Origin of the sequence: Streptomyces gottesmaniae, from assembly GCF_031845845.1 — a bacterium.
Lineage (GTDB): Bacteria > Actinomycetota > Actinomycetes > Streptomycetales > Streptomycetaceae > Streptomyces > Streptomyces akebiae.
The window spans coordinates 156,151-179,424 of record NZ_JAVRFJ010000003.1 but is presented as its reverse complement, the minus strand read 5'-3'; the positions used below and the strand labels follow the sequence as shown (position 1 = coordinate 179,424).

At 72.4% G+C, this 23,274-nt stretch carries 20 protein-coding genes and 1 pseudogene; 9 read left to right on the top strand and 12 right to left on the bottom strand.

The genetic code is table 11. The features are described 5' to 3' along the window. Positions 1 to 186: 186 nt before the first annotated feature. Positions 187 to 702: a hypothetical protein gene (locus RM704_RS05015; protein ID WP_033529770.1), complete on the bottom strand. Its 516-nt coding sequence runs from the start codon at positions 700 to 702 to the stop codon at positions 187 to 189. Positions 703 to 864: 162 nt separating this feature from the next. Here RM704_RS05015 and RM704_RS05010 point away from each other — a divergent pair, with 162 nt between their 5' ends. Together RM704_RS05010 and RM704_RS05005 are read left to right on the top strand one after the other, a co-directional pair. Beyond that, positions 865 to 1,638: an MBL fold metallo-hydrolase gene (locus RM704_RS05010; RefSeq protein WP_033529771.1), complete on the top strand. Its 774-nt coding sequence runs from the start codon at positions 865 to 867 to the stop codon at positions 1,636 to 1,638. 43 nt (positions 1,639 to 1,681) lie between these two features. Beyond that, positions 1,682 to 2,296, top strand: coding sequence for a DedA family protein (locus RM704_RS05005; protein ID WP_033529772.1), 615 nt, complete (start codon positions 1,682 to 1,684; stop codon positions 2,294 to 2,296). An 86-nt stretch (positions 2,297 to 2,382) separates the two neighbouring features. On the opposite strand, the gene RM704_RS05000 is transcribed toward RM704_RS05005, so the two are convergent. From RM704_RS05000 to RM704_RS04985, 4 genes are all read right to left on the bottom strand, one after another. Then, positions 2,383 to 3,507 (bottom strand): MBL fold metallo-hydrolase, encoded by a 1,125-nt coding sequence (locus RM704_RS05000; protein ID WP_033529773.1) that lies wholly within the window; start codon positions 3,505 to 3,507, stop codon positions 2,383 to 2,385. A gap of 117 nt (positions 3,508 to 3,624) precedes the next feature. Beyond that, complete coding sequence (locus RM704_RS04995; RefSeq protein WP_033529774.1) at positions 3,625 to 4,842, bottom strand: aminotransferase class I/II-fold pyridoxal phosphate-dependent enzyme; 1,218 nt, start codon at positions 4,840 to 4,842, stop codon at positions 3,625 to 3,627. A gap of 208 nt (positions 4,843 to 5,050) precedes the next feature. Next, positions 5,051 to 5,767, bottom strand: a complete 717-nt coding sequence (locus RM704_RS04990; protein WP_311589697.1) for a PT domain-containing protein — start codon at positions 5,765 to 5,767, stop codon at positions 5,051 to 5,053. A gap of 166 nt (positions 5,768 to 5,933) precedes the next feature. Then, complete coding sequence (locus tag RM704_RS04985; protein WP_033529776.1) at positions 5,934 to 6,650, bottom strand: ANTAR domain-containing response regulator; 717 nt, start codon at positions 6,648 to 6,650, stop codon at positions 5,934 to 5,936. 110 nt (positions 6,651 to 6,760) lie between these two features. Between RM704_RS04985 and RM704_RS04980 the strand changes: the two genes are divergently transcribed. After that, entirely contained in the window at positions 6,761 to 7,870 is a 1,110-nt protein-coding gene (locus tag RM704_RS04980) for a PAS domain-containing protein (RefSeq protein ID WP_033529777.1), read from the top strand. Positions 7,871 to 7,921: 51 nt separating this feature from the next. On the opposite strand, the gene RM704_RS04975 is transcribed toward RM704_RS04980, so the two are convergent. After that, on the bottom strand, positions 7,922 to 8,710 hold the full coding sequence (locus RM704_RS04975; RefSeq protein ID WP_033529778.1) for an RNA polymerase sigma factor SigF: 789 nt from the start codon (positions 8,708 to 8,710) through the stop codon (positions 7,922 to 7,924). A gap of 233 nt (positions 8,711 to 8,943) precedes the next feature. Here RM704_RS04975 and RM704_RS04970 point away from each other — a divergent pair, with 233 nt between their 5' ends. The 6 genes and pseudogenes from RM704_RS04970 (at position 8,944) to RM704_RS04945 (ending at position 16,341) form a co-directional block, all read left to right on the top strand. Beyond that, entirely contained in the window at positions 8,944 to 10,752 is a 1,809-nt protein-coding gene (locus RM704_RS04970) for a thiamine pyrophosphate-requiring protein (RefSeq protein ID WP_033529779.1), read from the top strand. Positions 10,753 to 10,846: 94 nt separating this feature from the next. Continuing rightward, positions 10,847 to 11,311: a DUF2795 domain-containing protein gene (locus RM704_RS04965; protein ID WP_033529780.1), complete on the top strand. Its 465-nt coding sequence runs from the start codon at positions 10,847 to 10,849 to the stop codon at positions 11,309 to 11,311. 88 nt (positions 11,312 to 11,399) lie between these two features. Continuing rightward, positions 11,400 to 11,822 (top strand): annotated as a pseudogene (locus RM704_RS04960) (CBS domain-containing protein); the annotation flags it as partial. A 310-nt stretch (positions 11,823 to 12,132) separates the two neighbouring features. Then, positions 12,133 to 13,629: an aminotransferase class I/II-fold pyridoxal phosphate-dependent enzyme gene (locus RM704_RS04955; RefSeq protein ID WP_052146257.1), complete on the top strand. Its 1,497-nt coding sequence runs from the start codon at positions 12,133 to 12,135 to the stop codon at positions 13,627 to 13,629. A gap of 64 nt (positions 13,630 to 13,693) precedes the next feature. Continuing rightward, positions 13,694 to 14,236 carry a type 1 glutamine amidotransferase domain-containing protein gene (locus tag RM704_RS04950; RefSeq protein ID WP_033529781.1) on the top strand — a complete coding sequence of 181 codons (543 nt, stop codon included), beginning with the start codon at positions 13,694 to 13,696 and terminating at the stop codon, positions 14,234 to 14,236. Then, on the top strand, positions 14,236 to 16,341 hold the full coding sequence (locus RM704_RS04945) for a catalase (protein WP_033529782.1): 2,106 nt from the start codon (positions 14,236 to 14,238) through the stop codon (positions 16,339 to 16,341). The genes RM704_RS04950 and RM704_RS04945 overlap by 1 nt, the downstream gene beginning before the upstream one ends. A gap of 141 nt (positions 16,342 to 16,482) precedes the next feature. On the opposite strand, the gene RM704_RS04940 is transcribed toward RM704_RS04945, so the two are convergent. From RM704_RS04940 to RM704_RS04915, 6 genes are all read right to left on the bottom strand, one after another. Then, positions 16,483 to 17,076, bottom strand: a complete 594-nt coding sequence (locus RM704_RS04940) for a TIGR03086 family metal-binding protein (protein WP_033529783.1) — start codon at positions 17,074 to 17,076, stop codon at positions 16,483 to 16,485. Continuing rightward, positions 17,073 to 17,336: a DUF6158 family protein gene (locus RM704_RS04935; protein WP_033529784.1), complete on the bottom strand. Its 264-nt coding sequence runs from the start codon at positions 17,334 to 17,336 to the stop codon at positions 17,073 to 17,075. Before RM704_RS04935 ends, RM704_RS04940 begins: the two co-directional genes overlap by 4 nt. Positions 17,337 to 17,393: 57 nt before the next feature. After that, positions 17,394 to 19,013 (bottom strand): ABC-F family ATP-binding cassette domain-containing protein, encoded by a 1,620-nt coding sequence (locus RM704_RS04930; RefSeq protein ID WP_033530010.1) that lies wholly within the window; start codon positions 19,011 to 19,013, stop codon positions 17,394 to 17,396. Positions 19,014 to 19,172: 159 nt separating this feature from the next. Continuing rightward, positions 19,173 to 20,303, bottom strand: a complete 1,131-nt coding sequence (locus RM704_RS04925) for an ABC transporter ATP-binding protein (protein WP_033529785.1) — start codon at positions 20,301 to 20,303, stop codon at positions 19,173 to 19,175. Continuing rightward, the gene (locus RM704_RS04920) at positions 20,300 to 22,048 is read right to left on the bottom strand and encodes an ABC transporter permease (RefSeq protein ID WP_052146258.1); all 1,749 of its coding nucleotides are present in this window, start codon (positions 22,046 to 22,048) and stop codon (positions 20,300 to 20,302) included. Before RM704_RS04920 ends, RM704_RS04925 begins: the two co-directional genes overlap by 4 nt. Beyond that, positions 22,045 to 23,115 carry an ABC transporter substrate-binding protein gene (locus tag RM704_RS04915; RefSeq protein ID WP_033530012.1) on the bottom strand — a complete coding sequence of 357 codons (1,071 nt, stop codon included), beginning with the start codon at positions 23,113 to 23,115 and terminating at the stop codon, positions 22,045 to 22,047. Before RM704_RS04915 ends, RM704_RS04920 begins: the two co-directional genes overlap by 4 nt. Positions 23,116 to 23,274 lie beyond the last annotated feature (159 nt).

The window sequence follows — 23,274 nt, the reverse complement described above, 5'->3', positions numbered from 1 at the left end:
TGGGGGCGCCGGGGTGGCGTTCCGGGGTGGCACGGGGGCACGGTCCGGGCAGGGGGCAGGCAGGGGTCGGGCAGGGGTCCTGACCTCCGGCCGTACGTCGCGGGCCGTGGGACGTGACGGCCGGTGGCGCGGTCCCCCGCGCCCTCGAAGAGCTTCCCGGCACCGGAAGTGGCGCCCCGTTCCGCCTCAGCGGCCGTCGTAACCCGCCGTCGGCATCGACAGGCGGCGGTGGACGCGGGCCTTCATCTGGGCGTCGTAGGCGGGTTCGGCGTGGCCGACGGTCTCGACGCGGATGCCGCGTCGGGCGCACTCGGCGGTGAAGTCGTCGACGGAGGCCAGGGCGCGTTCCAGCACGCGGTGGCTGGGGGCGACGAAGAGATCGACCAGGCCGGCGTCGACGTCGGTCCAGAGGGCGCCGTGATCGGGGCGCAGACCGCGTACGAGCAGCTCGCGCGTCACCACATAGCCGCGCTCGGCCGCCCAGCGGGCGCACATGGCGTGCTGGCTGCGGGAGTCGACCAGGAAGGGATCCGCCTCCAGTTCCTCCAGCGGCGTCAGGCTCGCTATGGCCGCGACGCGCACCACGGGGCCACGTCCGGCGGTGCCGCGGCCGGCGGTGCCCCGTCCGGCCGTGCCGCGTCCGTGAGCCGCGTCCTGGCACGCCACGCCGCAGACGCCGCTCCTGTCTCCTTTGTCTCCCATGCTGTTCCCCCTCCCCAGGGGCCGGGCCCCCGTCCCGCGGAGCGAACCGCGGACGCCGGAACCGGCATGCCCGCCCACGGCATGATCCGCCGGACGGGCTCAGGCCGCAGACCCTACTCCAGCCCGTAGGCTCGGGGGAGTAGCGCGAAGGAGGCGAACGGAGTGCCGGTGCAGATCACCTGGTGGGGTCACGCGACCTGCACCGTGGAGGACTCGGGAACGAGGGTGCTGACCGACCCCCTGTTCACGCGCCGGCTCGCGCATCTGCGCAGGCGCCGGGGCGCGCTCCCGCCGCCGGAGGCCGCGGTCGCGGACGTGGCGCTGGTGTCGCATCTCCACGCCGATCATCTGCACGTTCCTTCCCTGGCCCGGCTCGCCCCGGGGACCCGGCTGGTGGTGCCGAGGGGCGCGCCTCGCCAGGTGCCGGGGCTGCGCAGGCTGGCGCATCTGCGGCTCTGTGAAGCGGCGCCCGGGGACGAGGTCAGGGTCGGTGACCTGGTCGTACGCGCTGTTTCCGCGCGGCACGACGGGCGGCGGCTGCCGGTCGGGCCGCATCGTTCGCCCGCGCTCGGCTTCGTCGTGGAGGGCGAGGCGCGCACCTATTTCGCCGGCGACACCGGGCTGTTCGAGACCATGTCCAAGGAAGTCGGGCCGGTCGACGTGGCGTTGCTGCCGGTCGGTGGATGGGGCCCGTACCTCGGTGAGGGCCATCTGGACGCGGGGCGCGCGGCGGAGGCGCTTGCGCTGCTCGCGCCCCGGAGCGCGGTTCCGGTGCACTACGGCACGTACTGGCCGATCGGCATGGACGCCGTGCGCCCCCATGAATTCCACGCCCCCGGCGAGGAGTTCGTACGCCTCGCCGCCGTACGCGCTCCCGAGGTGGCCGTGCACCGGCTGGGGCACGGAGAGAGCGTACGGCCGGGGGTGGCGCGATGAGACGCCCGCCGACAGCGGTCACAGAGGTCGTGGAGGAGGCTCGGTGATCGTCCTGGCCGCGGTGAGCACTCCCGTGCCGTACGCGTCCACCCAGCAGGCGCTCGGCTATCCCACGCTGTTCCTGCTGGTGCTGATCGGAGCGCTGGTACCGGTGGTGCCGACCGGGGCGCTGGTCAGTTCGGCGGCCGTGGTGGCGTTCCATCAGACGGCGCCGCTCTCCCTGCTGATGGTGTTCGTGGTGGCGTCGGTCGCCGCGTTCCTCGGAGACATCGCCCTGTACTGGCTGGGCCGGCGCGGAATGGGGTCCAAGAACGGCTCGCGCTGGCTGGAGGCGATCCGCCGCAGGGCCCCGGAGGACCGGCTGGCCCAGGCGCAGGCGAAGCTCGACGACCACGGCGTGACCGTGCTGGTGCTGTCCCGGCTGATGCCGGCCGGGCGTCTGCCGGTGATGCTGGCCTGTCTGCTGTCGAAGATGCCGTTGCGGCGGTTCGCCCGGGGGAATCTGCCGGCGTGCCTCGCGTGGGCCGTGACGTACCAGTTGATCGGCATCCTGGGCGGGTCCTTGTTCAAGGAGCCGTGGGAAGGGGTGTTGGCGGCGGTCGTGTTGACGTTGCTGATCAGTGTGGTGCCGAGTGTGTGGCGGCGGGTCGTCCGCTGAGCGCCTGTCGTGGTGGTCGGCGCTGTTCCCCGCGCCCCTGAGGGACGGGCGGCGCCCCCTTCAGCGACACGGGTGCGCTCCGTCGGTCAGTCCAGCACGCGGGAGCCGCCGATCGGCAGGTCCCACAGGTTCTCGCGCGACAGTCCGGCCGCCTGCCATGCCGTCCTCACCCGCCGCAGGGGTTCCAGGACCGGTTCGGCCGACAGGACGAAGGTGGCCCAGTGCATGGGGGCCATGTGGCGGGCGCCGAGGTCCAGGAAGGCGCGGACCGCTTCCTCCGGGTCGCAGTGCACGTCGCTCAGCCACCAGCGGGGGTCGTAGGCGCCGATGGGCAGGAGCGCGACGTCGATGCCGGGGTGACGGCGGCCGATCAGGGAGAACCAGTGGCCGTAGCCGGTGTCACCCGCGAAGTAGAGGCGCTTGCCGTCGGGAGCCGTGAGAACCCAACCGCCCCACAGGGAGCGGCAGGTGTCGGTGAGGGTGCGCTTGGACCAGTGGTGGGCCGGTACGAAGTCGAAGCGGACACCGTCGAGTTCCGCCGCCTCCCACCAGTCGAGCTCGGTGACCCGCTCGAACCGGCGCCGCCGGAACCAGCGGCCGAGGCCGGCGGGCACGAACACCGGGGTGGAGCGCGGGAGTCTGGCCAAGGTGGGGGCGTCGAGGTGGTCGTAGTGGTTGTGGCTGATGACGACCGCGTCCACCCGGGGCAGCGCGTCCCAGTCGATGCCCACGGGGGTGATCCGTGCCGGCGTGCCCAGGATGCGGCGGGACCAGACGGGGTCGGTGAGGACGGTCAGCCCGCCGATCCGCACCACCCAACTCGCGTGTCCCGCCCAGGAGACGGCGACGGTACGGGCGTCCGCCCTCGGCAACGGGCCGGGCTCGTACGGCAGTCGCGGGATGTCGACGAGCCCGTCGGCGCCGGGCCGTACCGCGCCCTCGCGGGCGAACCGGGCGAAGGCCTTCAGCCCGGGGAGCGGCGCGGTGAGCCGGTCGGCGAAGGACCTCGGCCAGCGGCGCGGCTCACCGAGCGGCCGGGGCTCGGCGAGCGGTGGGAGGAGGGGTGTCCCGGGCGCCGGATCGCCGGTGTGCCCGGTTGCCGACGTGGAGGACGGAGTCGCCGAGGTGGTCGGCACGGGTGTGGTCGGCGTGGGGGCGGTCGCCCCTGGCGGGGTCGTCGTGGAGGTGGTCGACTCGGACTGCTGCGTCATCGAGGAGGCTCCCGTCGCTGAGAGTCGTCACGAAGGATCGTCGTCGCTGAAGGCCGCTGAAGGTCGCCGGGAGCCGCCGGCGTCGGTCACCGGGGTCTCCCGGATCGCCGAGGAGCGTCATCGCAGGTCCTCGAAGGCCGTCCCGAGAAGCGCCAACGCCCGTTCCACATGGGGTAGTTCCAGGGGATCGGGCACGGTGAGGACCTGGGCGCGCTCCGCGTCGGTGGTGCCGAGGAACGCGTCGGTGGACAGCCGGACGCGCAGGGCGGCGAGGTCGTCCCCGAACCGGTGACCGCCGGGCGCGGGCATCCCGAGCCGGTCGGTGAGGAAGTCCTCCAGCTCCTGGGCGTCACCGACGCCGTACCCGGCGAGGGCCGGGCGCAGCGGGTCGAGGTCGGCGTACAGATGCCGTCCGGCGCGCGGCGGCAGGGCGAGCGCCCCGGCGGCGACCACGGCCCGGTGCGCGGTGTCGGCGAGGCGCGCGTGCAGGCGTACGGCGGCGGCGAGCCGTTCGGTCACGGGCTCCGGCTCGTCGAGCGCGAGGGCGGCGGCCGCGGCGACGGGGGTGGCGACCCGGGCGCCCAGCGCGGTCAGCACGTCCAGGACCCGGTCGCGCAGCCCCGCCCCGTCCTCGTTCGCCGGGAAGCGGGCGACGGCGGCCGGCCAGCCGGCCGGCAGGAAGGCGCCGGCGAGGTCGCTGACGACGGTGACCCGGTCGGGCAGCATCTCGGCGGGGCTGAGCAGCACGGTGTCGTGCGGGTCGTGGACGGTGTCGCGCCAGGTCTCGTCGCTGACCAGGTGCAGCCCCTCTCCCAGGGCCGCCTCCATGGTCTCGTGCACCAGTTCGGGCGGGGCCACGGTCGCGGTCGGGTCGTCGGCGACGCACAGCACGAGCAGCCGGGGATCACCCCCCTCGGCGCGGATCCTGCGGACGGTCTCCAGCAGCGCGTACGGGTCCGGAACGCCCCCGCACTCGGCGGGCGTGGCCACGTGGAAGACGGATCTCCCCAAGGCACGTGCCTGTGGCTCCCACCAGGCGGCGCACGGCCGAGGGAGCAGTACGTCGCCCCCGATCGCGGCGGTCAGGGCGAGGAGCAGGGAGGGGGCGCCGGGAGCGGCCAGTGCCCGGTCCCTGGTGGTGGCCAGTCCGCGCCGCTCCCAGTAGCCGCAGGCGGCGTCCAGGAGGGCGGGATCACCGCCGAGCGGGACGGGGTGGGGGCGGCCCGCCGCGGCGGAGAGCACGGCGGCCAGTTCGGGCAGGACGGGCAGTCCCTGGGCGGGAAGGGGCGGGCCGTAGCGGACCGGACCGTGCCCTTCCGGATCCGTCCGCCGCATGTGTGCCTCCGCCCGCTCTGGTGCGTTGCCCGGCGCTCACCCCCGCGGGATCGCTCCGGGACGTCGATAGGTGCTCCGTCGTGCGTACGGGGTGCGTCGGCGTGCCGTGTGCGAACCCGGCAGGCGTCGCGCGCGCCCTCGGCCTGTCAGTACCCAGGCTCACGCGCCTCATGGGCCCCGCTGCGGGTTGCGCCGGTCACACCCCCGCTCATGGCGTCCACCGGTCCCGGCGGCGCAGCCGGTGCACGGCCGCGCCGAGCGCTCCCGCGATCAGGAGGCCACCGGCGACCATGGCCGGGACCGAGTCGGTGAAGGCACCGCCTTCGCCCGCGTGGACGCCGCGCTGGACCGGGGCCGGCTGGTGGGTGGACTGGTGGGAAGGCTGGTGCGTGGAGTGGTGGGAGGGCTGGTGCGTGGGCTGTCGGGTCGGTTGGTGCGTCGGCTCGTCGGTGGGCCCGTACTGATCGCCCTGATCGCCGCCGAGGGAGACGTCGAAGGCGGCGCTCCACTCTTTGCCCTCACCGCCGGGGGTCCCGGGGCACGTGCCGTCGACGCCCCACTCGGTGGCCGGGTCCGCCTCGTCGACGGCGGCCTCGAAGTCCGCGGCGGGCGCGATCTTCGCCGTGCCCTGGTACGACGGGCCGGCGGCGGAGTCGCCGTCGCCGGGCAGGCGTTGCAGCGTGACCGTGCCCTGTTCGAACGCCTCTGAGCTGGCGTCGATGGTCTCGGGGGCGGTGCCGTCGGTCGGGTCGCAGGCGACGGAGAACGTGAGTGTGCCGCCCGGTTCGACGGACTGCGGGTTCACCTCGGCCGCGGGATCCGCGTACGAGGGTGGGGCGGCGCCGCCCAGGACGACGCCGATCAGGGCGGTGGCGGACAGGACACGGGCTCTGCGGCGCATGGGCGGACGCGTGGGCGGGGACATGGAGGGGACTCCTTCGGGCGGCTCCGGCGGGCGGGGGGCACGACCGCCGTGCCCCGCGTCCATCAGAGCGCCGTGCCCGGCGGGGCGCGCGCCGCCGGGCACCATTCGCGGGACGCGAAGGGCCGACCGGGTGACGGTCGGGGCGGTCGGGGCGCTCCGGCTCGGCTCAGCCGGAGAGCGAGACCAGTTCCCGCTCCAGGCCCCTGCCCCTCTTGTCCACCACGGCCGACGCGACGTCCGACAGCTTGCGGTTGGTGCCCTGGGAGATGCGGCGCAGCACGTCGAACGCGGCGTCCGCGTCGCAGCCGAGGACGTGCATGACCATCCCGCAGGCCTGGTCGACGACGGGCCGGGAGCGCAGGGCGGCGCCGAGCTGGTCGAGTTCGGTGAGGGCGGCCCGGTAGGAGCGGTCGCGGACGATACAGGTCGCGGCGAGGTCGCCGAGGGCACGGGCGGCGCCGTGCGGGGCGTCCTCCAGGGTGTGGGGGCGGAAGCTGTAGAGGCTGAGTGTCACGGTGAGACCGGAGCGCCTGAAGGGGAGCGTGACGCTGGACCGGACGCCCGCGTCGAGGGCCGCCGCCCGGAACTCCGGCCAGCGTTCCTCTCGCAGCAGATCGGCGGAGTCCACGGGCTCACCGCGCTCCAGCGCGGCCGGCAAGGGTCCGTCGCCCGAGCGCAGTTGGACGGCGACGAGTCCGGCGAGGTCGGGGTGGGTGACCGCGGCGGGCCGCTCGGTGCCGCTGTCGGACACCATGCCGCTGGCACCGCAGCAGTCGTTGGTGCAGCGGGCGGCCTGTTCGACGAGTTCGGAGAGCCTTCTGCCCGGATGTGCGGATTCCGCCGATTCCCGCCCCACGCGGTCGAGTTGTTCGCTTTCCGGCATGATGCACGCCTCCTCCTCCGATCGCCTTCCCGCGCACCTGCACGGAAAACGAACCTTCGGCTTTCGTTGCGGCCGTGCCCCCGCGCCCCTCCAGGCGCTACGTTCGTCGCATGGCCCAGACGGACGAATTCGGTGAGGAACTCGCGGATTTCGTCCGCCGTGTCGCGGAGCTCAAGGCGGCCCGCTCGGTCCCGTCGGGAGATCTCCCGACGGTCCTGGACGCGGCCATCTTCGAACTCGACCACGCCGCCGACCGGTTGTGGCCGTGGTACGAGCGGCTGACCGCCTCGGGTCCGGTCGGTGGCACCTCGTCCGCCGCGCAGGAACACCAGTTGTTGAAGACCGTGTTCCAGACCCTGCCGCTGCCGGTGGTGCTGGTGGACCGCGAGACGGTGGTGCGGCGCCTCAACCAGGCCGCGACCGCCTTCACCGGCGTACGGTCCGGTTATGCCACGGGCCGTCCGCTCAGCGGTTTCCTCACTCATGCCGACCGGGGCGCGTTCCGTTCCCAGGCGGCCGCCGTGGCCCGTGGCGAGGGCGACCGCAGCCTCAACGTCCATCTGCAGCAGCGCCCGTCGTTCCCGGTCCGCGCCACGCTCACACAGCTGCGCCCCGGCAGCGGCGAGCCGCGCAACACCGTCCTGGTCGTCCTCCAGCCGGCCGGGCACCGGATGCCGACCGTCGAGCCGCTGCGTCCGTTGCCCAACCTCACCGAGACCACACGTCACGCGGCCCTGATGGACCTCGTCGACACGATGGCCACGGCCCTGCTGACGGCCCCCGCCGGCGCGGCCCTCGACCGCGCGGCCCGTGTGTTGCACGGCCGCTTCGCGGATTGGGTGATCGCCGACACGACGACCCCCGGCCTCGCGCGCTCGACGGTGCTCGCCCCCTCGGAGGAGGAGGCGAAGCTGCTGGCGGCACAGGACCCCGCCGGCTGCCCCCTCGTCGTCACCGCCGCCCGGGGCGGCACCCCCGCCCTCCAGATCCGTCCCGCCGACCCGGCCGCCTTCGGCCACGACGGCTCCGGAGCCCCGGTCCTCGTGAAGGCCGACGTGACCTCCCTGCTGACGGTGCCCCTGGCACCCCCGGAAGGCCCGGTCAAAGGCGTCCTGACCCTCTTCCGCTCAGGCGCCCGTCTGGCCTTCTCGATGGCCGAGGCCCAGGCGATGGACATGATGTCCCGCCACATGGCCCTGGCCATGGAACGCGCCGGGTAGGGCAGCTGCCCCGAGGGCGCCCCGGCTCGCCCTCGGCCTCACCCGGCTGAGCTATACCGCATCCTTCATCACCTGGTCCCGCAGCCGGTCACAGCACCGGCTGATCAAGCGCGACACGTGCATCTGGGAGATCCCCAACTGCTCGGCGATCCGGCTCTGCGTCATGTCGCCGAAGAACCGCATGTACAGGATCGCCCGCTCCCGCTCCGGCAACGCGGCCAGGCGGGGCTTCACGGCCTCCCTGTCCACCACCGTGTCCAGCGCGGGATCCAGCGCCCCGAGGGCGTCGCTCAGCGAGTACCCGTCCTCGCTCCCCGGCAGCTCCGCGTCCAGCGACAGCGCCGTGAAACTCTCCAGGGCCTCCAGCCCGACCTGGACGTCCTCCTCGCTCATGTTCGCGTGCTCCGCGATCTCCGCGACGGTGGGGCGCCGCCCGGAGATCGTCTGGGACAGGTCCTGACTGGCGAACCGCACGCGGTTGCGCAGGTCCTGGACCCGGCGCGGCACGTGCAGGGTCCACATGTGGTCCCGGAAGTGCCGCTTGATCTCGCCGGTGACGGTGGGTACGGCGTAGCTCTCGAAGGCGTTGCCCCGCTCGGGGTCGTAGCGGTCGACGGCCTTGACGAGGCCGAGGTACGCGACCTGGCGCAGGTCCTCGTAGCTCTCGCCACGGCTGCGGAACCTGCCCGCGAGCCGTTCGGCCATGGGGAGCCACGCTTCGATGATCTGGTCACGCAGGGTGTCCCGCTGCTGACCTGGGGGAAGCGCGGCCAGTTGACGGAAGGCCTCCGCGGTGTCGGGGGCGTCGTCGTGCGGGTGGTGCTTGGCCTGAGTACGCATGGTGCGTCGCAACTCCCTGGATGGCGCTCTGGGATGGACGGTCACCGTGGGGGCGTGGACGTGCGCACGAAACAGCACATCCGGGATGGAATGATCGCCTCTTCCACGGACGTGCCTCCTGTCCGAAGCACTGTTATGCGCCTGCCCCGGATCATGCACGGCAAACACATTCGAAGTTTTCCATTCCGCCCGCGGGTGACTCGCTCGGGAGATCACACCCCGGGAGGTCCAGTATGAGCACCACCGTCGCCGATCACATCTTGCGGAGGCTGCGCACATGGGAAGTCGAACAGGTATTCGGCTATCCGGGGGACGGCATCAACGGGCTGCTGGCGGCCTGGGGCCGGGCCGAGGACCAGCCACGGTTCATCCAGTCCCGGCACGAGGAGATGTCCGCGTTCCAGGCGGTCGGGTACGCCAAGTTCTCCGGTCGGCTGGGGGTGTGCGCGGCGACGTCGGGTCCGGGCGCGATCCATCTGCTCAACGGCCTGTACGACGCAAAGCTGGACCATGTGCCGGTGCTGGCGATCGTCGGCCAGACGCACCGCAGCGCGATGGGCGGCTCCTACCAGCAGGAGGTCGACCTGCACACCCTGTTCAAGGACGTGGCCTCGGACTTCGTCGAGACGGTGACCGTGCCCGAGCAGCTGCCGAACGTCCTCGACCGGGCGATCCGCACCGCCTACGCCCGCCGCGCGCCGACGGCCGTCATCGTCCCCGGTGACGTGCAGGAACTGGAGTACTCGGCGCCGACCCACGAGTTCAAGATGGTCCCCTCCAGCCTGGGCGGCGGCGCCTGGACGACGGTGCCGTCCACCGAGTCGGTGGAGCGGGCCGCCGAGATCCTGAACGCCGGGGACAAGGTCGCGATCCTCATCGGGCAGGGCGCCGCCGGGGCCCGTGCCGAGGTGACCCGGATCGCCGAGCTGCTCGGTGCGGGGGTCGCCAAGGCGCTCCTCGGCAAGGACGCGCTGAGCGACGAACTGCCCTACGTCACCGGCTCGATCGGGCTGCTGGGCACGCGCCCCTCGTACGAGCTGATGCGGGACTGCGACACGCTGCTGACGATCGGCTCGTCCTTCCCGTACTCGCAGTTCCTGCCGGACTTCGGCAAGGCACGGGCCGTGCAGATCGACATCGACCCGCACATGGTCGGGATGCGCTACCCGTACGAGGTGAACCTCGTCGGGGACGCCAAGGCGACGCTGGAGCGGCTGATCCCGCTGATCGATCCGGAGCGGGGCCGCGAGTGGTACGACGAGGTGTGCGCGGGGGTGGCGCGCTGGCGCGAGGTGACGGCCCGCCGCGCGCAGCTGTCGGCCGATCCGATCAACCCGGAGCTGGTGGCCCACGCCCTCGATCCGCTGCTGCCGGACGACGCGATCATCTCCTCGGACTCCGGTTCCGCGGCGAACTGGTACGCCCGGCACATCACCATGCGCGGACGTATGCGCGGTTCGCTGTCGGGCACGCTGGCGACGATGGGCTGCGGGGTGCCGTACGCGATCGGCGCGAAGTTCGCGCACCCGGACCGTCCGGCGATCGCCCTGGTCGGGGACGGGGCGATGCAGATGAACGGCATGGCGGAGCTGATCACGGCGGCCAAGTACCAGGACCGCTGGGAGGATCCGCGGCTGGTGGTTGCCGTCTGGAACAACCACGACCTCAACCAGGTGACGTGGGAGCTGCGGGCGATGGGCGGCGAGCCCTCCTTCCTGCCCTCGCAGGAGCTGCCGGACGTCCAGTACGCCGCCTTCGCGCGCTCGCTCGGGCTGACCGGGATCCGCGTGGAGAAGCCCGAGGACGTCGAGGCGGGCTGGCGCGCGGCCCTCGCGGCGGACGGTCCGGCGGTGGTGGAGTTCCTCACCGACCCGGCGGTGCCCCCGATCCCGCCGCACGCGACCTGGGAGCAGATGGAGTCCACGGCCGCCTCGATCCTCAAGGGCGACGCCGACCGGGCGTCCATGGTCAAGCAGGGCTTCAAGGCGAAGCTGCAGGAGTTCCTGCCGGGCACGAGGTCGAAGGGCGACGACGCGTCGTGAGCCGCCGCCCGGCCCCCGATCCCTGGCCAGGCCTCCGTGTCGGTGCCGGGGGTTCGGGTACGCGGGGGGCCACCAACCCATCTGGAGGGGAGTCATGCAGCGAGGCAGCGACCGGCTGAGCGCCCACCGCGACGACGAGATGAAGCACGAACTGCAGGGGTTGCTCCGTTCGGGGCATCCCACCCGGACGGAGGAGTGGAACGACCCCGAGCCCTACGCCGAGGACGACCCGGAGGTGGCGTACGGGCCGGTGACGCCGAGCCGGGCGCCCGCCCGGGTGGAGGCGCTGCGGCTCGACCTGGCCCGGATCCTGGGCCGTACCTCGTTCCCGGCGGGCCCCGCCGAGCTGATCCGGACCCTGCGGGGCCGGCACGCCCCGGACGGGCTCGTGGCGCCCCTGGAGCGGCTGCCGCGGAAGGCGCGCTACGACTCGGCCCACCAGCTCGCGGAGGCCGTGGTCCAGGTCCAGGACGAGAGCGGTGCGTCCGGGGAGACCGGGGGCGGTGCCGCGCGGCCTCCGGCGGACGCCACGGAATCCGCACACGACGGGGACACATAGGCCCCCACCTCGCGGGTACTGCGGGCAAGGTCACGCCGATGCGGGCGTGCCCCCCGGCCGGGGCGGAGCGACGAAAGGCCCGGAGACCATGGCCGAGTTCGTGAGGGAAGTCATGACCCCAGGAGCGGTGGCGGTCCGCCCGGACGCCTCGCTCGTGGAGGCGGCCCAGCTGATGCGCGCCCAGAACATCGGGGATGTGCTCGTGGCGGCCGACGGGCAGGTGATCGGGGTCCTGACCGACCGCGACATCACCCTGCGGGCCGTCGCCGACGGCGCGGACCCGTTGACGGTGAGCGCCCAGGCCGTCTGCACCCCGAACCCGGTCGTGGTCGGCCCGGACGACGCGGTGGCCGCCGCGGTCGAGCTGATGCGCGACCACGCGATACGCCGGCTGCCCGTCGTGGAGGACGGGCACCCGGTGGGCATGGTCAGCCTCGGCGACCTGGCCGTCGCCCAGGACCCCGGCTCGGCGCTCGCCCACATCAGCCGGGCGGAACCGGAGCCCTGGCCGGGGACGGACCCGGCCTCCGGGAACGGTCCCGGGACCGGCCGGCGGGCGGCCCCGGGACCGGGAGTCGGCCGCGGAGCGGATCCGGCCCCCGGAATCGGCCCGGGTCCGGTCCCGGCCTGACCGAGCGGCCCGGCCCCGGTCCGACGGACCGGGGCCGGGCTCCGCCCCCCTCCCGCCGCACCGGCTCGCGGCCGCCCGGCCGCCGCCCACGGCACGCCCCGACCACCGCCGCCCCCGACGGCACCACCCGCTCGGACAGCGACCCCCGACCCCGGCACCACCCGCTCGGACAGCGACCGGCACGGAGACCATGGACCACGACAGCGTGAGCACCGATCAGCGGCCCGACCACTCCCGTACCCCCGTCCTGGAGGCCCTGGAGCGCTACCGGCGCACCGGCCGTCGGCCCTTCTCGCCGCCCGGCCACAAGGGCGGTACGGGTGTGGACGCCCGGGTCGCCCTGACGCTCGGCCCCGATGTGTTCGCCTCGGACGTACTCGCCCTCAACGGGCTCGACGACCGGCGGATGTCGGGCCGGATCCTGGAGCGGGCCGAGGAGCTGATGGCGGACGCGGTGGACGCGGACCGGGCCTACTTCTCGACCTGCGGCAGTTCCCTGTCGGTGAAGGCGTCGATGCTGGCGGTCGCCGGGCCGGGCGAGAAGCTGCTGGTCGCGCGCAACGCCCACAAATCGGTGATCGCGGGCGTGATCCTGGCCGGCATCGAACCGGTGTGGGTGCGCCCGCGCTGGGACGCAGAGCACCGGCTGTCGCATCCGCCGGGCCCCGAGGAGGTCGCCGAGGCCTTCGAGCGGGCGCCCGACGCGAAGGGCATGCTGCTGGTCACGCCCACGGCGTACGGCACCTGCGCGGACATCGCCGCGATCGCGGAGGTCTGTCACACGCGGGGCAGGCCGTTGATCGTCGACGAGGCGTGGGGCGCCCATCTGCCGTTCCACGAGTCCCTGCCGAGCTGGGCGATGGACGCGGGTGCCGACCTGTGTGTGACATCGGTGCACAAGATGGGGGCGGGCCTGGAGCAGGGCTCGGTGTTCCATCTGCGGGGCGATCTGGTCGATCCGGCCGTGCTCAGGCTCCGGGGCGATCTGCTCAACACCACCAGTCCGTCGGTCCTGATGTGGGCGGCGCTGGACGGCTGGCGGCGGCAGATGGTGGAGCGCGGCCATGAACTCCTCGACCGCGCGATGCGGTTGGCGGCCCACCTGCGTACGGAGGTGGCCGCGCTGCCGGGACTCCTCCCGCTCGCCGACGCCGAACTCGCCGGGCCCGGGCGGGCGTTCGCGTACGACCCGTTGATGGTCGTGATCGACGTCTCCGGCCTCGGCACGAGCGGCTACGCGGCCGTCGAGTGGCTGCGCGAGCACCACCAGGTCGATCTCGGGCTCGGCGACCACCGGCGCGTCGTCGCCCAACTCACCCACGCCGACACCGAGGAGAGTGGCGCGGCACTGCTGGACGCCCTGACGGACCTCGTCAAGCGGCGCGAGTCGCTGCCGCCGCGGCCGGCCGTGCGGCTGCCCGAGCCGGAGGAACTGGAGCTGCAGAGCGTGATGCTCCCCCGCGACGCCTTCTTCGGACCGGTGGAGCAGGTGCCGCTGGAGGAGGCCGTGGGCCGGGTGGCCGCGGAACCCGCCAGCCCCTATCCGCCCGGAGTGCCGGTGATCTGTCCGGGCGAACGGATCAACCGGGCGGTCGTGGAGTACCTCGGATCCGGGGTGGAGCACGGCATGTACGTACCCGATCCGTCGGACCCGGAGCTGCGCACCCTGCGCGTGGTGGCCCGGTGAGCGACGGCCCAGCCAGTCACGGAACAAGGCACGGAACAAGGCAAGGAGAGGAGACCGAGCAGCCATGCGTATCGCATTCCTGACAGCACCCGAGGGTGTCGAGCAGATCGAGCTGACCGAGCCCTGGCAGGCGGCGGAGAACGCCGGTCACGAACCCGTACTGGTGTCGACGAAGTCCGGGCGGATCCAGGCCTTCGACCATCTCGACAAGGCGGACACGTTCCCCGTGGACGCCGTGGTGGGCGAGGCTCAGGCCGAGTCGTTCGACGCCCTGGTCCTGCCCGGCGGGGTGGCCAACCCGGACTTCCTGCGCATGGACGACCAGGCCGTGTCGTTCGTCCGCTCCTTCTTCGAGCGGGGCCGTCCCGTCGCGGCGATCTGTCACGCGCCGTGGACGCTGGTGGAGGCGGACGTGGTGCGCGGCCGGGTCCTGACGTCGTGGCCGAGTCTGCGCACGGACATCCGCAACGCGGGCGGCACCTGGGTGGACGAGCAGGTGAAGATCTGCGACCACGGCTCGAACAAGCTGGTCACCAGCCGCAAGCCGGACGACCTCAAGGCGTTCTGTGAGGCGTTCCTCGACGTGTTCTCCCAGGAGGCCGCCTGATGAGCTCACCCATGGACCGCAAGCAGGAGCAGCGCGAGGCGGCCCACCCGGTCGACCCGGCCTCGGGCCCCCTCACCACCGACCAGGGCGTGGCCGTCGACCACACCGACGACTCACTGACCGTCGGTGAGCGCGGGCCGACCCTGATGGAGGACTTCCACTTCCGGGAGAAGCTCACCCACTTCGACCACGAGCGGATCCCGGAGCGGGTGGTCCACGCCCGGGGCGCGGGCGCCTACGGGTACTTCGAACCGTACGAGTCCTGCGCGGAGTTCACCCGCGCCGCGTTCCTCCAGGACCCCTCGGTGCGCACCCCGGTCTTCGTACGGTTCTCGACCGTGCAGGGCCCGCGCGGCTCGGCGGACACCGTGCGGGACGTACGCGGCTTCGCGACCAAGTTCTATACGTCGGAGGGCAATTACGACCTGGTCGGGAACAACTTCCCGGTCTTCTTCATCCAGGACGGGATCAAGTTCCCCGACTTCGTGCACGCGGTGAAGCCGGAGCCGCACAACGACATACCGACGGGCGCGTCCGCGCACGACACGCTCTGGGACTTCGTGTCCCTCCAGCCTGAGACGCTGCACGCGATCATGTGGCTGATGTCCGACCGGGCGATCCCGCGCAGCTACCGCATGATGCAGGGCTTCGGCGTGCACACCTTCCGCTTCGTGACCGCCGACGGGCGGGGTACGTTCGTGAAGTTCCACTGGAAGCCGAAGCTGGGCACGCATTCGCTGGTGTGGGACGAGGCGCAGGAGTGCCAGGGCCGGGACCCGGACTTCAACCGCCGGGACCTGTGGGACGCCATCGAGGCCGGCGAGTTCCCCGAGTGGGAGCTGGGCGTCCAACTGGTGCCGGAGGAGGACGAGTTCGCCTTCGACTTCGATCTGCTCGACCCGACGAAGATCATCCCGGAGGAGCAGGTGCCGGTGCGGCCGATCGGCCGCATGGTGCTGGACCGCAACCCCGAGAACTTCTTCGCGGAGACGGAACAGGTCGCCTTCCACACCGCGAACGTCGTCCCGGGCATCGACTTCACCAATGACCCGCTGCTCCAGGCTCGCAACTTCTCCTACCTGGACACCCAGTTGATCCGCCTCGGCGGCCCCAACTTCAGCCAGCTGCCGGTGAACCGCCCCGTGGCCCCCGTGCGCACCAACCACCGCGACGGCTATCACCAGTCGGCGATCCACCGCGGCACGAACTACTTCCCGAACTCCCTCGGAGGGGGCTGCCCGGCCCACGCGGGCGTCGACCCGCACGCCTACACGCACCTCGCCGAGCGCGTCGACGGGGCCAAGATCCGCCGCCGCAGCGAGAGTTTCAAGGATCACCACAGCCAGCCCGCCATGTTCTGGAACAGCATGGCCCCCTGGGAGAAGCAGCACATCGTGGCCGCCTTCCGTTTCGAACTGGGCAAGGTCGGCGCCCTCTCCGTCCGCGCCCGCACGGTGGAGCAACTGGCCAAGGTGGACCCGGAGTTGGCGGCCGAAGTGGCGAAGGGCATCGGTGTACCCGTCCCGTCGGACGCCGAGCCGGTGGCGTACAAGCTCACCTCCCCGGCCCTCAGCCTGGAGGCGCAGCGCGGCCCCGGTTCCATCCGCACCCGGCAGATCGCCGTGCTGGTCGCCGACGGTGTGGACGCCGACCAGGTGACCGGAGTGCGGGAGGCGCTGGCGGCCGAGGGGGCGATCGTGGAGGCGCTGGCCGCCCAGGACGGCACCGTGCGCGGTGCGGACGGCGCGGAGTACACCGTGGACCGGGCCCTGCCGACGGTGGCGTCCGTCCTGTACGACGCCGTACTCCTCCCCGGTGGTCCCGTCGGCACCCCGCCCCAGTCGACCGACCCCGACGCCATGCGCTTCGTCCGCGACGCCTACCGGCACGGCAAGCCGATCGGCGCCCTGGGCTCCGGCGTCGGTCTCGTCGCCGCCCTCCGGCCCGAGGGGGTCCGGCTCTCCTCCGAGTTCCACCATGTGGTGGTGGACCGGGGCGTGGTGACGGACACGGCCCAGGGCACCGCGAGCGAGGAATTCACCAGGGAGTTCGTGTCGGCGATCGCGGCCCACCGCCACTGGGACCGCCCACCGACCCGCTGCTGACGGCGACGACACGCACCTGGGGCGCTCCTCGAAGAGGGGCGCCCCGGTGCTTCCGTCTTTCAGGGGCGCGGGGAACCGCGCGAGCGACCACGACGCACCCGAGCCCCGCGACGCACGATCGGCCCACCCCCTGGATCGGCTCTAAGGCCTCCGCCCGAGCAGACACAGCAACCTGGTCTGCGCATCGGCTCCCGCGGGCGGCGTCACCGGCGCCCCGAACAGTCCGCTCTTCTCCAGGTCACCGGCGTACGGGGCGATCTCGTCCACCGAGAACCGCACCAACTCCCCCGGCAGCCGCTCGTCCGCCCCGATCGCCCGTGACAGGTCCCACGCGTGCACGACGAGGTCGGCGACCATCTGCGCGCAGTACGCGGTCGCCGGGGTGTCGCCGTAGGACAGGTGGACCGTGCGGTCGAGCGCACCGGGCGCCGTGAACGCCTCGCGCGCGGAGTGTGCGGCGGTGTCCCAGGAGGCCGCGGGGTCGGGCCCCAGCAGATCCCCGTCGAACGTGTCGCCGACCTCTTCGATCATGCAGCCGTCCCGTACCAACGAGGGCACCCACAGCTGCTCGGAGACGAGGTGGTTGACGAGGTCACGGACCGACCACTCGGCGCAGGGCGTGTCCGCCCCCCACTGGTCGTCCCGGACGGCGTGGACCCGCGCGCCGAAGAGGTCCTGCGCCTCGGCGTGCCGGTCGAGCAGAGCACGCGTCCCCGCATTCGCCCCGGGTCTCATGTCGCCGCCGGCCCTCGATCCCGCGCGCCGTCGCGGGTACGGCCCGGGACGACCGGCCGGCGCGGATGGCGGCGCAGATACTCGCCCTCCAGTTGGGCCATCCGTTCGTTGTGGGTGCGCAACGCCTCGCTCGACCCGTGCAGCAGCGTGTCGTGCCGCGTGCGGTGGATCGACTCCAGTTCCTTCATCAACTGCTGATCGTCCAGTTGGTCCGGGTGCACTCCGGTCATGGTGGTACCCCGATCTCGGTGGTCCTCCATCCACTGTACGAAGATCCTGGGTCCCGGGCTCCCGCGCGGGAGCCCGGGACCCAGGGCCTAGCGGGCGCGCTCCACGCGTCGCTCGTCCCAGACCGGCTCCGGGGTCTCCCGGACCCGGCCGTCGGAGCCGAAGACCAGATAGCGGTCGAACGAACGAGCGAACCAGCGGTCGTGGGTGACGGCGAGGACCGTCCCGTCGAAGGCCTCCAGGCCCTCCTGGAGCGCCTCGGCCGACTCCAGGTCGAGGTTGTCCGTGGGTTCGTCGAGCAGCAGTGCGGTGACGCCCTGGAGCTCCAGGAGCAGGATCTGGAAGCGGGCCTGCTGGCCCCCGGAGAGCCGGTCGAAGGGCTGCTCGGCCTGTCTGGTGAGCTCGTAGCGGCGCAGCCGGGACATGGCGGCACCCCGGTCCTGCGCGTGCTCCTTCCACAGGATGTCGAGCAGTGTCCGCCCCTCCAGCTCGGGATGGGCGTGCGTCTGCGCGAAGTGCCCGGGAACGACCCTGGCGCCGAGCCTCCACACCCCCGTGTGGGCCACGTCGTCACCGGCGAGCAGCCGCAGGAAGTGGGACTTGCCCGAGCCGTTGGAGCCGAGGACGGCGACCCGTTCGCCGTAGAAGACCTCCAAGTCGAAGGGTTTCATCAGGCCCTTCAGCTCCAGCCCCTCGCAGGTCACGGCCCGCACGCCCGTACGGCCACCCTTGAGCCGCATGGTGATGTCCTGCTCGCGCGGCGGCTCCGGCGGCGGCCCGGCCTCCTCGAACTTGCGCAGTCTGGTCTGGGCGGCGGCGTACCGCGAGGCCATCTCATGGCTGACCGCCGCCGCTTGACGGAGTGTCAGCACCAGTTTCTTCAGCTGGGCGTGCTTCTCGTCCCAGCGGCGCCGCAGTTCCTCGAAGCGCTCGAAGCGCTGCCGCCGGGCCTCGTGGTAGGTGTCGAACCCGCCGCCGTGCACCCACGCGTCCGCGCCCGCCGGACCCGGCTCCACGCTGACGATCTTCTCGGCGGCGCGGGAGAGCAGTTCCCGGTCGTGGGAGACGAAGAGCACGGTCTTGCGGGTCTCCTTCAGCCGCTCCTCCAGCCAGCGCTTGCCGGGGACGTCGAGGTAGTTGTCGGGCTCGTCGAGGAGGAGCACCTGGTCGGTGCCGCGCAGCAGCGCCTCCAGGACGAGCCGCTTCTGCTCACCGCCGGAGAGTGTCCGCACCTGCCGAAACTGCGCCTTCTCGTACGGCACGCCGAGCGCGGCCATGGTGCAGATGTCCCACAGGGTCTCGGCCTCGTAGCCGCGCACCTCGGCCCAGTCGGAGAGTGCCTGCGCGTACGCCAGCTGGGCCGCCTCGTCGTCCACGGTCATGATCCCGTGCTCGGCGGCGTCGACCGCCTTCGCGGCTTCCCTGATCCCCGGCTGCGCGACCGACACCAGCAGGTCCCGCACGGTCGTCTCGTCCCGCACGGACCCCACGAACTGCCGCATCACCCCGAGGCCCCCGCTGACGGTGACCGATCCGCCGTGCGGCTTCAGCTCCCCGGAGATCAGCCGCAGCAACGTCGTCTTCCCGGCCCCGTTGGGCCCGACGAGCGCGACGACCGCCCCCTCCCCCACCCGGAAGGACACGTCCCCGAGCAGCGCCCTCCCGTCCGGCAGGTAGTACTCCAGATGAGCGGCTTCGAGATGTCCCATGGGGCGCATTGTCCGAGGCGGACCGACGCCCGGGCAAATCCGTTTTCCCACCTCGGCGCCCCGCCGGACCCGCCCGCCGTCGCCGCGGGTCGCCCGGGCGGGAGAACAGCGGCTCAGGGGCTGTTCCGCGGTGGTCGGCGGCCGCCCCTGAGCTAGTTGCTAGTCCCGGGTGAGCAGATAGGCGCGGTCCGGATCGAAGGTGACGTCGACGTTGGTGCCCTCGGTCAGGGCGTGACGGGGGTCGACGCCCGCCTCGGTGACCGTGACGGTGCCGCCGGTCGTCTCCACCTCGTAGTCGATCGTCGCGCCGTGGAAGGTGGAACGCAGGACAGCGCCGATGCCGGTGCCGCCGTCGGTGACGGCGGACAGCCGTGCCGTCTCCGGCCGCACCATCAGGTAGGCGCCGTCCACCTTGGCGGACACCTTGGGGTGCGCGGCGACGGTGAGCCGTCGGCCGAGGACGGTCACGGTGCCCCGTCCGTCGACGACCCGCTCGGGCACCGCCTCCAGGAAGTTCGCCCGGCCGATGAAGTCGGCGACGAACACGCTGGCCGGCCGGGCGTAGATCTCGCCCGGCGTGGCGGCCTGCTCCACCCGGCCCTTGTTCATGACCACGATCCGGTCGGACATGCTCATCGCCTCGTCCTGGTCGTGGGTGACATAGAGGCTGGTGATGCCGAACATCTTCTGGATGCGCCGGATCTCGGCCCGCATCGCGTCCCGCAGCTTGGCGTCCAGGTTGGACAGCGGTTCGTCGAAGAGCAGCACCTTCGGCTGGACGACCAGGGCGCGGGCGAGCGCGACCCGCTGCTGCTGGCCGCCGGACAGCTCGTGCGGACTGCGGTCCTCCAGGCCGACCAGGTTCATGCTGGTGAGGGCCATCCGCATGCTGGTGTCGATGTCGTCGCGGGTACGCCGCTGAAGGCGCATGCCGTAGGCGATGTTCTCCGAGACCGTCATGTGCGGGAAGAGGGCGTAGCTCTGGAACACCATCGCCATGGGCCGGCGCTGCGGCGGCATCGCGTCGATGGCCCGGCCGTCCAGGAGGATGCTGCCGCTGGAGGCGTCCTCGAAGCCGGCGGCCATGCGCAGGGTGGTGGTCTTGCCGCAGCCGGAGGGGCCGAGCAGGGTGATGAACTCGCCGGGTCGGATGTCGAGCGTGACGCTGTCGACGGCCGTGACGGTGCCGGAGCGGCCGGTGAACCGCTTGGTCAGGGCGTCGAACCGCAGATGCCCGCTGTCGGTCTCGCGCGTCGGCGCGACGGTGATCTCAGGCGCGGCGGCGGTCATGACTTCTGCCTTTCGGAGGTGGCGGTGCGCTGAAGGGCGGCGCCCGTGCCGACGAGGAGACGGATGAGGGCGAAGCCCGCCAGTACCAGCACGGTCAGCACGGTGCAGTAGGCGAAGGCGACGCCGTAGCGGCCGGTGCCCGCGGCGCTGAGGATTTGGGAGGTGATGATCTTCGTCTGGGGGGTGACCAGCAGGACGATCGTCGAGACGGACGTCATGCTGCGGGCGAAGCTGTAGCTCAGCCCCGTGAGCAGTGCCGGGCGGATGAGGGGGAGGGTCACCCGGCGGAACGTCTGGAGAGGGCTGGCGCCCAGGTCCGTGGACGCCTGCTCGATATAGGGGTGCAGCTGGGTGAGCGAGCCGACGGCGGTGCGCTGGCCCGCGGGGATGCTGCGCACGACGTAGGCCAGGACGATGGCGACCGCGCCTCCGGCGACGGCGCTGCCGCCGACCAGACTGGGCAGGGCGTGGACGGGGCCGATCCAGCGGTCGGGCCGGTAGGCGAGGACGAAGCCGATGCCGAGCACGGTGCCGGGGACGGCGACGCCCAGGGTGCCGCCGAGGTCGAGCAGCCAGGCCGTGCGGTCCAGGTGCCGTACCACCAGCCAGGCGATGACCAGGCCGACGAGGCCGGCGACGGGGGTGGCGATGGCGGCGAACCGGAGGGTGTCCAGTACGGCTTCCACGCCCACTCCGGCGACGACCTCCTCGAGGTAGTCGAGGGTGAAGGTGTTGTCGACGCCGAAGACCCGGGTCACCGAGCCGACGACGACGGTTCCGTAGAGGCTGAGGATCACCGCGACGGCCAGCAGGGCCAGCGAGTAGAAGGGCCAGCGTGCCCAGCCGGTGATCAGATGGACGCTGCCGGAGGGGCGGCCGGTGATGGTCGTGCGGACCTTGCGGCTCATCCAGTGCCGCTGCCCGAAGTACATCACCAGCGACGGCACCAGCAGGATCACGCAGTAGACGGCGGCGCCGGTGATGTCGTACTCGCCGGTCACCGCGAGGTAGGCGCGGCTCGCGAGGACCGTGTAGTCGCCGCCGAGCACCAGGGGGTTGGCGAGGTCGGCGATGGCCTCCACGAACAGCAGCAGGAACGGCGCGACCAACCCCGGCGCCACCAGCGGCAGGATCAGCGTCCGCAGGATCCGCCACCGCGAGGCGCCCATGTTCATGGCGGCCTCCTCCAGTGCCGGGTCCAGCCCGCGCAGCATGCCGAGCAGACCCAGGTACGCCACCGGGAAGAGGGACAGCGACAGGACGAACACGAGCCCGTCCAGACCGTAGACGTCGTACTCCATCCCGAAGACGCCGTTGCTGATCACACCGCGCCGGCCGTACAGCACGACCGTGGCGGTGGCGATCGCGAAGGGCGGGCTGACGATCGGCATCAGGGCGATGACGTGCAGGATCTTCTTGCCGGGCACATCGAGCCGGGTCTGCACGAAGGCGAACAGGAAGCCGAGTGCCGTACCGCAGAGGCCGACGAGGGCGCCGAGGACGAGGGTGTTGCGCAGGACGACGAGGTTGACCCGGGAGGTGAAGAACTCGGCGTAGCGGGGCAGCGCGTCGGGGGCGAAGGCGGTGGCGAGCACCGCGGCCAGCGGCACCACCGCGCCGACCACCACGAGCAGGGCGACCACAGCGATCAGGGCCCGGACGCCCAGGTCGGCCCGGCGGCGCCGGCGCGGAGCCGCCACCCGCGCGGGGGTGGTCGGCTCACGGTCGAAGAGGATCGCGGTCATGACTTGGGCGCCTGCGCGACTTCTTCGTCGAACCACTTGGTCAGCGCCGACTTCCGCGCCCCGGCCTCGGCGGCGTCGTAGTCCACGACCTTGATGCTCGCCAGGTCGACGACCTTGTCCGACACCTTGGCGTCGGGGTTGGTCGGGAACTGGTACGCCTTGACGCTCGGGCCGATCTCCTGGGCCTCGGGCGTCAGCGCCCAGTCGACGAACTTCTTCGCGCTGTCGGGGTTCTTCGCGCCCTCGACCAGCGCGACCCCGCCGGTCTCGTAGCCGGTGCCCTCGGACGGGAAGGTCACTTCGAGGTCGGGGAAGCCGGCCTCCTGGGTGGCTATGCAGTCGTGGGAGAAGATCACCCCGATGGCGACCTCGCCGCGGGCCGTCATCTGCGCGGGGGCCGCGCCGGACTTGGTGTACTGGAGCACGTTGGGGTGCAGGTCGCGCATGTAGTCGAGCGCCTTGGGCTCGTCGCCGCCGGCCAGCCGCACCTGCGTCCACAGGGCCGTGTACGCGGTGCCCGACGTGGAGGGGTGCGCGATGCCGATGTCCTTCTTGAGCTTCGGGTCGAGGAGGTCGGCCCAGGACCGCGGGGCGTCGAGACCCTTCTCCCTCAGCAGTTCCTTGTTGCTGCAGAAGCCGAGCGCGCCGACGTAGACGCCGGTCCACAGCCCGGAGACGTCCTTGTACTTCGCGGGGATGGCCGCGGCGTTCTCCGACACATAGGGCTCCAGCAGGCCTTGGTCGCCGGCTGCCGCGTATCCGTCGGCGGGGCCGCCGTACCAGACGTCGAACTCGGCGTTGCCCTTGCCGGCCTGGATGCGGGCGAGGGCCTCGCCGCTGGAGAGCCGGACGAAGTCGGCCTGCACACCCGTGGTCTCGGCGAACCGCTCCGTGGTGGCGGCGCACCACTCCTCGGTCGCGCCACAGGCCACGTGCACGACGCCGCCGTCCTGTCCGGAGCCGGCCTGGACGGTGTCGCGGGCGCAGCCGCTCGCGACGGCGACGGCCAGGGCCGTGAGGGCCGTCGTCCATGCCGCGCCACGGCGCGCGCGTCTTCCCTTGGTCACGAGTGTCACGGCGTTGACCTCCGCATTCTCAGGCCTGGTACGGCTCGGCCGGGTGATGTTTCGGCCAGATTAGGAGCGGGTGAACGGGGCCCCGGTGACGGCGGAGTGAGCCCCGGTGACAGCGCCGTCACCGAGCACGTCATGTGCGCCGTCGCGGAC